The sequence below is a fragment of the Mesorhizobium sp. GbtcB19 genome, assembly GCF_019091085.1.
Taxonomy (GTDB): Bacteria; Pseudomonadota; Alphaproteobacteria; order Rhizobiales; family Rhizobiaceae; genus Mesorhizobium.
The window spans coordinates 1-2113 of record NZ_JAGXJY010000049.1 but is presented as its reverse complement, the minus strand read 5'-3'; the positions used below and the strand labels follow the sequence as shown (position 1 = coordinate 2113).

Genomic DNA, 2113 nt, shown 5'->3' with positions numbered 1-2113 from the left:
TGGCCCGCGCATTCAGCTCGCCGTAGCTCAGTTCCACATCGCCCTGCACCAGAGCGATCGCATCGGGCGTGCGACGAGCCTGGTCCTCGAACAGCCCATGGATGCAGCAATCCGACGGATAGTCCGCTTCCGTCCGGTTCCAGGTATCGACGATCAGTTCCCGCTCTTCGGCCGGCAGCAGATTGAGCCGCCTTACCGGACTCTCACGCGACCCGGGATTCAACGCTTCCCACGCCAGCGTCTCCAAGTGGGCGGTCATCCGATCGACTTGCCCTGAGGCTATCCTTGCCGGATCGTGAATCCATCGCATTGCCCCATCCTGGGCCCGGACCTGCAACGTCACCACCGCGCCAAGCGCCTGGCTATCGAACTCCGCCGACGAACGCCCGGCCCTGTCTCCAATCACGTTTACGGCGATATCCCAGGGGCGCGGGCGCCGCAGTTCCTCGACCCGTCGCAGATGCGGTGCCCGCATGAGCAGATCCCACGCGTAGCTGCCCGCGGCCGCCGCTCGCTCGCAGGCTTCGATTACGTCGAGTTTCACTTTGGCAAAGGTCCGATCGAGATCAATCTCGACCTCCAGCGGCACCACCGGCGCCGCCATTTCCGCCAGCAGCGGCGAGCGCGGTTCCTCCGCGCCCCAGCCCAACCGTATCTCCGTCTCCCCGGTGATCCGCGCCAGATACAGAGCCCACAACGCCAGCAGATGCTGAACACGCGCGGCCGGATCAAGTCCCGCCAGCACCTCGATCTTCCGCCATGGACCGGCTTGCCACCGCACCTCGCCCGAGGCAGGCCGCGCGAACGGCAGCGTAAGCGAGCGATATCGTTCCAACTGGTGGAGCCAAGCCTCTTCCGGCCCGGCGGCCGCCTCATGGACTTGCTTGACAAGCCGCGCGTCCTGCGCCGAGAGCACCGGCAGCTTCCGGGTATCCGGTGCGGCCGCCGCTTCGTCCATATCCGCCAAAAGTTCGGCGTATCCTTCACCCGCAGCTTGGTAGCTTTTCAAGTTCAGGCTCCCGCGGTTTGGTGACATTTCATGTTTGAGACGCGCGCAGTGTCACCTGCCGCAATCGGAACCGATCGCCGCATCGTGACTTCGCTGATGCCGGCTAGCTTGCCGCCGACAAATTACGCAGGAGCGCGAGCCATGCCGCAGGCCGCTCGCCGTATAGGCCAAGCCCGCGTGCTAAAGCCCAATGGCGGGCTTTCGTCTCTCCATACATGATGGAGCAATCGGTTTCTAAACAGCCTCCCAGGCGCCAAGACAACTGATCCTTCGCGTTATTGGATTCTTTTCTGAAACGATGTCTATACTTATCCGTACCAAACAGAGCAGTGCCATACAACTAAAACTTTACTTTAGAGAAACCGAATATTACATTCGGAGATTTCTCATTAAAAACAGCAGGATAGGATACACCCTTCGCCACGGTCGAGACACTCGCGGCTTCTGATGCGTAAATTTGTTACGCTTGATCACAAAAACGTGAACCGCGGGCGCTGCGCTCGCAAAACCAGTCAATTGTGACATGCGCGAAGGAAACCGTCGCGACACTAATGGCGAGCCAAATTCAGCGCGGCCGAAGGCTATGGCGCAGTCGCCGAGCCTAACCGCTCACTCTTTTCCTGGAATTGCTCTAAGCGGACTCTGCTGTTCCCGACCCTGATCGCGCTCGTGCATAGAGCCGAGAGGGCGCGCGCTTCAATCAGTTGCCATTAAAGCTGAGGATTTTGGATCTGAGCGGTCGATCGCCCGCACCAGGATGGCTTGGAGAACGTGACCGATCCCTCACATCCGCGCGCGCCACTCTACGCCACGATCCGAAAAGCTGATGGCGCTTTACCTCGCGCGGACTGGACCGACATCGTCTCAACAAACAGCCGTGGTTCACACGGAGCTGGCGGAGACTCGCGAAGCGGGAAGTATCGGTCAGCGGGCGTTGTACTTGGCGTCGACCTGATCGATGGCGGCGACATTGCCGGCCGAGCGCCCCTGCGGATCGAATGTCTCCTTGAGGAAGGCATCGGCGATCGATTTGGCCAGCTCGGGCCCGATGACGCGGGCGCCCATGGTGATGATCTGGGCGTTGTTCGACAGCGCGGCGCGCTC

2 protein-coding genes are annotated in these 2113 nt (G+C 61.1%); both read right to left on the bottom strand.

Annotation, left to right across the window (positions count from 1 at the left end):
• Positions 1 to 1009, bottom strand: a 1009-nt coding sequence (locus KVT37_RS31450) for a hypothetical protein (protein ID WP_217578906.1), incomplete at its 3' end; no start/stop codon positions are given.
• Between the two features lie 924 nt (positions 1010 to 1933).
• The coding region (locus tag KVT37_RS31445) for an RpiB/LacA/LacB family sugar-phosphate isomerase (RefSeq protein ID WP_217578905.1) at positions 1934 to 2113 on the bottom strand (180 nt) is incomplete at its 5' end.